Origin of the sequence: Pseudomonas sp. 06C 126 (assembly GCF_001855215.1) — a bacterium.
In the GTDB taxonomy this organism is placed as follows: Bacteria; Pseudomonadota; Gammaproteobacteria; order Pseudomonadales; family Pseudomonadaceae; genus Aquipseudomonas; species Aquipseudomonas proteolytica.
In genome coordinates, this window is sequence record NZ_MIFU01000132.1 from 1 (window position 1) to 5885 (window position 5885).

Genomic DNA, 5885 nt, shown 5'->3' on the forward strand with positions numbered 1-5885 from the left:
TATCAGCCGATAAATATATTGACTGATCGACCGCTATCGCAGGCAAGCCAGCTCCCACAGGTATACGCGTAAGCCTCACCGATCAGGTCGGCTGTCAGGGCGGACCCCATAGCCGCCGTGACCGCAGCAACGGATATGTACACAACCCAAATAACCATCAAAGAGTTGTGTAGATACTCATGCCCGCGCGGGGCTGCGCAGCAGCCCCACAACCAGTCTCTGCGCAATACCTGATTGGGGGCGCTACGCGCCCCAACGCGGGGCAAGCCCGCTCGCCACAGGTCAGGTGTGCAATCGACAAAGCAGCGCCTGTTTTTTCAATAGCCCCTGCGACTTTCTCATTTGCCCCCCGGCCTGGGCGGCCGCCTAATAGCGACCTTGTCCGCTCAAGGCCCGCCCATGGAAAACGTCCACGCTAAACCCACCACCGCCCTCTGGCTGATGCTCAGCGTTGTGCTGGTGGCCCTGAACCTGCGCCCGTCCATGGCGGCGGTCGGGCCTTTGTTATCGTCGATCCGCGCCGATGTACCCCTGAGTTTCAGCACCGCCTCGTTGTTGACCATGCTGCCAGTGATGGCGATGGGCTTGGCGATGTTCTTTGGCATTGGCCTGGGCAAACGGTTGGGTGAGCATCGCAGTATCGTGCTGTCGCTGGTGGTGATTGGCCTGGCCACCCTGTCGCGGTTGTTTCTCGACTCTGCGGCCGAATTGATCCTCAGCGCCATTACCGCCGGCGTGGGCATTGCCTTAATCCAGGCGTTGATGCCCGCGCTGATCAAGTCGCACTTTCGTGACAATGTTTCGCTGTTCATGGGCCTGTACGTCACCGCGATCATGGGTGGCGCAGCATTGGCGGCATCGTTCTCGCCGTTCATCCAGGTGCAAACCGGCAGTTGGCGCATCGGCCTGGCAATCTGGGCGGTGCTTGCGGTATTGGCGCTGCTGTTCTGGTACGCCCAGCGCGCAGCGTTGCCACCCCTGCCCCCAGCCGGCGCCGGCCCCCAGGAGTCATTTTTCGGTAATCGCCGTGCGTGGTTGCTGGCGATTTTCTTCGGCCTCGGTACCGCTTCCTACACCTGTGTACTGGCATGGCTGGCGCCGTACTACGTCGAGCAGGGCTGGAGCGAACAGAACGCCGGGCTGCTACTGGGCTTCCTGACGGCCATGGAAGTGGTGTCCGGGCTGATCACCCCGGCCATCGCCAACCGGCGGCAGGACAAGCGCGGCGTGGTTGCCGTGTTGCTGGTGCTGATCATCGCGGGCTTCTGTGGCCTGATCCTCTCGCCGCAGCACCTCACATTACTGTGGCCGTGCCTGCTGGGCCTGGGCATTGGCGGGCTGTTCCCCATGAGCCTGATCCTGTCCCTCGACCATCTGGACAACCCACGCCGCGCCGGTGGCCTGACGGCATTCGTGCAGGGCATCGGCTACCTGATTGCTGGTGTATCGCCGCTGATTGCCGGGATGATCCGCGACCAACTGGGCAGTTTCGAGTGGGCCTGGTGGTCGCTCACCGCCGTGGTGGTGGTGATGTTACTGATCGTCCTGCGCTTCGACCCACGCCACTATGCACGGCATATCCGCTAGGGCGTCGTGTTCCAAACAGTATCTGTCCCACAATGAACATAGAAAGGTCCGACAGACCTTTCTATTGGTACGAGCGTTCCGTTAACATTTTGTCTTGTTTGCGCTGCGGTCGCGCAACAGACTCACGGACGGAACGAATGCTAAACAGCAACTTGCTTAGAAAGCTCGATATGCAGGACCTGATGGTGTTCATCGCGGTGTATGAGCAAAGCAGCGTCACCGATGTGTCCGAAACCCTGTTTGTCAGCCAGTCCACCGTCAGTTACAGCCTGAAGAAGCTGCGCACCAGTTTCGAGGACGACTTGTTTATCAATACCCGTGCCGGCATGCGCCCGACCTACAAGGCCAGCACCATGTATGGCCATGTGCAGAAAATCCTCGAAAGCATCAACCTCTGCCATGCGGGTGCGCAGACGTTCGACCCCAAGCAAAAAACCGTCACCTTCAACCTTTGTGCGCCCGAGTACTTCGAACAACTGATCCTGCCCAGATTGTTGAAAGACTTCGATCATGCCGACCTGCCGGTGATCGTCAACGTGCAGAAGCTGGAAACCGAGATTCCCATCGAAGCGCTGCGTGACGGGCGCCTGGACCTGGTGATCTGCTTCGGCCCGCACTTTCATCGCGAGCACAAGGACCTCAGGACCGAGATGCTGCTGGAGGACGACCTGGTCTGCGTCTTCGACAAACGCGCCGCCCCGCGCGAGCCGGCGTTCAGCCTGCAGTCCTTTGTGGCACGGCGCCATGTATTCCCCACGCCCTGGACCTCGGACACCAACATGATCGACGGCTGGCTGGCCCGCCAGGCCCACAAGCGCCAGGTCATCGCCCGCGCCAACAGCTACAGCGCGGCGCTGAAGATGATTGCCGGCACCGACTTCATCGTCACCCTGCCCCGACGCGTGCAACAGTTGCTGGCCGTGGAGCCGTTATTTGGCCACTGCGGAGCACCCAACGGCCTGCCGGGGTTTACCCTGGATATGCAATGGAACGACGCCAGCGAGCAGGAAAGCGCCAACCTGTGGTTTCGGGAACAGGTGGCCAGAGCCGCAGCAAGCCTCAAGCTGGAAGCGCTAAAAGAAGCCCATGCATAGCGTGCAATCCAACGTTCTCAGCCCTTCATAAAGGCTTCCAGCCGTGAGCGCATCCAGCGCTCGGCGGGGTCGCTGTCAACGTGGCTGAGCCAGACCATGGACAGGTCCAGGGTCGGCGTGTCGAACGGGAACGGCTCGCAAAACAGGTTGCCCGCCGCCGCCATGGCCTGGGCCGCATAGTCTGGCAGGCTGGCGATCATATCGGTGCCGGCCAACAAGGCCGGCAAGGAGCTGTATTGCGGCACGGATAACACTACGTGCCGCTTGCGACCGATCTCTGCCAGCCACTCATCGGCAAAACCCGCGACATTGGCGGTGTGGGACACCAGCACATGGGGCCGTGAGCAATATTCATCGAGGGTCAGCGGCTGGTCCGAGGGATCGGCGCGTAGCACGCTGGGGCGGATATGGCGCAACAACTTGCGCTTGGCATTGGCCGGCAGGCCGCGGGTCTGGGTGATGCCCACGGTAATATCGCCCGCTGCCAGCAAATCCGGGATGCGCCAGTAATCCACATGCTGCACCACAAATACCACCTGTGGCGCTTCGGTGCGCAGGGCACGCAGCAGCGGTGGCAACAGGCCGAACTCAACGTCATCGGACAGGCCGATGCGAAAGGTCATGGTGCTGACAGACGGGTCGAAATCATGGGTAAGACTCAACGCCGCCGACAGCGAATCCAGGGCCGGCGACAGATGCAGGATAAGTTCCTCGGCCCGCGCCGTGGGTTCCATGCGATGGCCGACGCGGATAAACAGCGGGTCGTTGAACAACGTGCGCAGGCGGTTGAGGGCGGCGCTGATCGTCGGCTGGCCGAGAAACAGCTTCTCTGCCGCGCGTGTCACGTTGCGCTCGAGCATCAGCGTTTCAAACACCACCATCAGATTGATATCGGCCTTGCGTAATTCATTGCGATTCATGGCACGCGCACCACAGCCCAAGACAGCCGGCAGTTTAGGAACACAGCGGGCCCTGCGTCTATGTGCAGACTATCCAAGCCAAGGGTTTGGGACTATAAATCAGCTTCCACGGCAACCGAGAACATCACCGTGCTGGTCATTCTTGTCCTGGCTGTTCTGATGGCCGGGATGTGCATCTGGTCCATCAAGTTCATCGCCCACCCTACCGCCAGAACACTGTTGCGGGTATTTGTAGGGTTGTGCCTGGCCGCTATCGTTGCGTACCTGGTGCTCGCGTCGGGGTTTCCTACGGCCTTGCTGGTATCGGCAGGCATTCTTTAATCGCCATCTCACTCAAGCATGGAGCGCTTAACCATGAAATTCGCCTACACCATCGTCTATGTGCCCGACGTCGCCGCGTCCCTGCAATTTTTTGAAAACGCCTTCGGCTTCAACCGAAGTTTCCTGCATGAATCAGGCACCTATGGCGAGCTGGATACGGGTGGCACCACCTTGTCCTTTGCGGCCCATGAGCTGGGGGAGATGAATTTTCCCGGCGGGCACGTGGCAGCCCACAGCTCGAAACAACCACTGGGCATGGAGTTGGGGTTTGTCACCAATGACGTGCCGGCCGCCCACGCCAAGGCGCTAAGCGCCGGTGCAAGCGAGCTGACGGCGCCAAGCAGCAAGCCCTGGGGCCAGGTGGTGTCGTATGTGCGTTGCCCGGATGGGACGCTAGTGGAACTGTGTACGCCGATCCAAGGCTGACACGCACCTGGCAAGCCGGCTGTTGCCGTCAGGGTTTCAGCGGACGCTCCTGATCGCGCTCGGACAGTTCCGTACCATCATCCGGGTGCTTCCAGGTCTGTGGCTTCTCTTCCTCGCGACGCTGCCGGGCGCGCTCCTGCTGCGTCTCGTCGTGCGGCTTGGGTTCATTGTTCATACCGTCCTCCCGTCCTTAAGATTGAGTCCCGCTTAAGCAGCATAGAACAGCAAACGCATTTCTTGCGGGCAGCGACCGCCGCAACTATGCAACTGGTTGCATATTAAAATTCACCCTGCTAATTTCTCCTCGCCGGGTACCCGACCCCCGATCCGATTGGAGCCGCCATGACTCTCCCCGCTATTTTGCAAGGCCGTCTTTCGATTCCAGTGGTGTGTTCGCCGCTGTTTATTATTTCCAGCCCGCAGCTGGTAATCGCCCAGTGCAAGGCGGGCGTGGTGGGTTCGTTCCCGGCGCTGAATGCACGGCCGGCACCGGTGCTGGAGGAGTGGCTCAAACAGATCACGACCGAGCTGGCCGCGTACGATGCCCTGCATCCGGACAAGCCTTCTGCGCCGTTTGCGGTCAACCAGATCGTGCACAAGTCCAATGATCGCCTCGAACACGACCTGGCCCTGTGCGCCAAGTACAAAGTCCCGATCATCATCACGTCCCTGGGTGCGCGGGTGGATGTGAATGACGCGGTGCACGCCTACGGCGGCATCGTGCTGCACGACGTGATCAACAATACCTTCGCCAAAAAAGCCATCGACAAAGGCGCCGACGGCCTGATCGCCGTGGCTGCGGGCGCCGGTGGCCATGCGGGGAAGATTTCGCCCTTTGCGCTTATCCAGGAAATCCGTGAATGGTTCGACGGCCCGCTGCTGCTTTCGGGGGCCATTTCCCACGGCAATGGAATTCTCGCCGCGCAGGCAGCAGGTGCGGACCTGGCCTACATAGGCTCGGCATTTATCGCCACTGAAGAAGCCCATGCCCAGGCGGCCTACAAGCAAATGATTGTCGAGAGCTCGGCCGATGACATTGTGTACTCCAACCTGTTTACCGGCGTGCATGGCAATTACCTGCGCCAAAGCATCGCCAACAGCGGCCTGGACCCGGATGAACTACCGGTGTCCGACCCTTCGGCAATGAATTTCGGCACCGGTGAAGGGGCCAAGGCCAAGGCATGGAAAGATATCTGGGGCGCAGGCCAAGGTGTAGGCGCGGTCAAGTCGGTACTGCCGGCGGGCGGTTTGATCGAGCGGCTCAAGGGCGAGTATCAAGCCTCACGTAAACGCCTGGACCTCAGCGCGACTCATTGACGAAGAACAAAAGTGGGAGCTGTCGAGCCCTGGCGAGGCTGCGATGGCGGTGGGTCAGGCGACATCTTCGGTGCTTGTGTTGCCGCTATCGCAGCCTCGCTGGGGCTCGACAGCTCCTACAGGGATTGGCGCTGGGTCGGGGATTTCAGTCTGGGTGGAGATCAAGGGTGGGAGCTGTCGAGCCCCGGCGAGGCTGCGATGGCGGTGGGTCAGGCGACAT

General features: G+C 60.6%; 7 protein-coding genes. 5 read left to right on the forward strand and 2 right to left on the reverse strand.

Annotated features, from left to right (window positions below; genetic code table 11):
- Window positions 1-399: 399 nt before the first annotated feature.
- Together BHC62_RS25090 and BHC62_RS25095 are read left to right on the forward strand one after the other, a co-directional pair.
- Window positions 400-1587, forward strand: coding sequence for a cyanate transporter (locus tag BHC62_RS25090; protein WP_070996548.1), 1188 nt, complete (start codon window positions 400-402; stop codon window positions 1585-1587).
- 137 nt (window positions 1588-1724) lie between these two features.
- Entirely contained in the window at window positions 1725-2681 is a 957-nt protein-coding gene (locus tag BHC62_RS25095; protein ID WP_070996549.1) for a LysR family transcriptional regulator, read from the forward strand.
- A gap of 17 nt (window positions 2682-2698) precedes the next feature.
- Here the strand turns inward: BHC62_RS25095 and BHC62_RS25100 are convergent, their stop codons facing one another.
- The gene (locus BHC62_RS25100) at window positions 2699-3601 is read right to left on the reverse strand and encodes a LysR substrate-binding domain-containing protein (RefSeq protein ID WP_029292316.1); all 903 of its coding nucleotides are present in this window, start codon (window positions 3599-3601) and stop codon (window positions 2699-2701) included.
- Window positions 3602-3730: 129 nt separating this feature from the next.
- Between BHC62_RS25100 and BHC62_RS25105 the strand changes: the two genes are divergently transcribed.
- Both BHC62_RS25105 and BHC62_RS25110 read left to right on the forward strand, forming a co-directional pair.
- Complete coding sequence (locus tag BHC62_RS25105) at window positions 3731-3922, forward strand: hypothetical protein (protein WP_029292315.1); 192 nt, start codon at window positions 3731-3733, stop codon at window positions 3920-3922.
- Window positions 3923-3955: 33 nt separating this feature from the next.
- Window positions 3956-4348 (forward strand): VOC family protein, encoded by a 393-nt coding sequence (locus tag BHC62_RS25110; RefSeq protein WP_070996551.1) that lies wholly within the window; start codon window positions 3956-3958, stop codon window positions 4346-4348.
- A 28-nt stretch (window positions 4349-4376) separates the two neighbouring features.
- Here BHC62_RS25110 and BHC62_RS28675 read toward each other — a convergent pair whose 3' ends face one another.
- On the reverse strand, window positions 4377-4523 hold the full coding sequence (locus tag BHC62_RS28675) for a hypothetical protein (RefSeq protein ID WP_166647833.1): 147 nt from the start codon (window positions 4521-4523) through the stop codon (window positions 4377-4379).
- 167 nt (window positions 4524-4690) lie between these two features.
- Here BHC62_RS28675 and BHC62_RS25115 point away from each other — a divergent pair, with 167 nt between their 5' ends.
- The gene (locus BHC62_RS25115; RefSeq protein WP_029292313.1) at window positions 4691-5665 is read left to right on the forward strand and encodes a nitronate monooxygenase family protein; all 975 of its coding nucleotides are present in this window, start codon (window positions 4691-4693) and stop codon (window positions 5663-5665) included.
- The last annotated feature ends 220 nt before the right edge of the window (window positions 5666-5885 follow it).

Excerpts from the sequence above, each read along its gene's own strand:
- BHC62_RS28675 (WP_166647833.1), bottom strand. The coding sequence starts at position 4,523 with ATGAACAATGAACCCAAGCCGCACGACGAGACGCAGCAGGAGCGCGCC.
- BHC62_RS25095 (WP_070996549.1), top strand. The coding sequence starts at position 1,725 with ATGCTAAACAGCAACTTGCTTAGAAAGCTCGATATGCAGGACCTGATG.
- BHC62_RS25090 (WP_070996548.1), top strand. The coding sequence starts at position 400 with ATGGAAAACGTCCACGCTAAACCCACCACCGCCCTCTGGCTGATGCTC.
- BHC62_RS25100 (WP_029292316.1), bottom strand. The coding sequence starts at position 3,601 with ATGAATCGCAATGAATTACGCAAGGCCGATATCAATCTGATGGTGGTG.
- BHC62_RS25115 (WP_029292313.1), top strand. The coding sequence starts at position 4,691 with ATGACTCTCCCCGCTATTTTGCAAGGCCGTCTTTCGATTCCAGTGGTG.
- BHC62_RS25110 (WP_070996551.1), top strand. The coding sequence starts at position 3,956 with ATGAAATTCGCCTACACCATCGTCTATGTGCCCGACGTCGCCGCGTCC.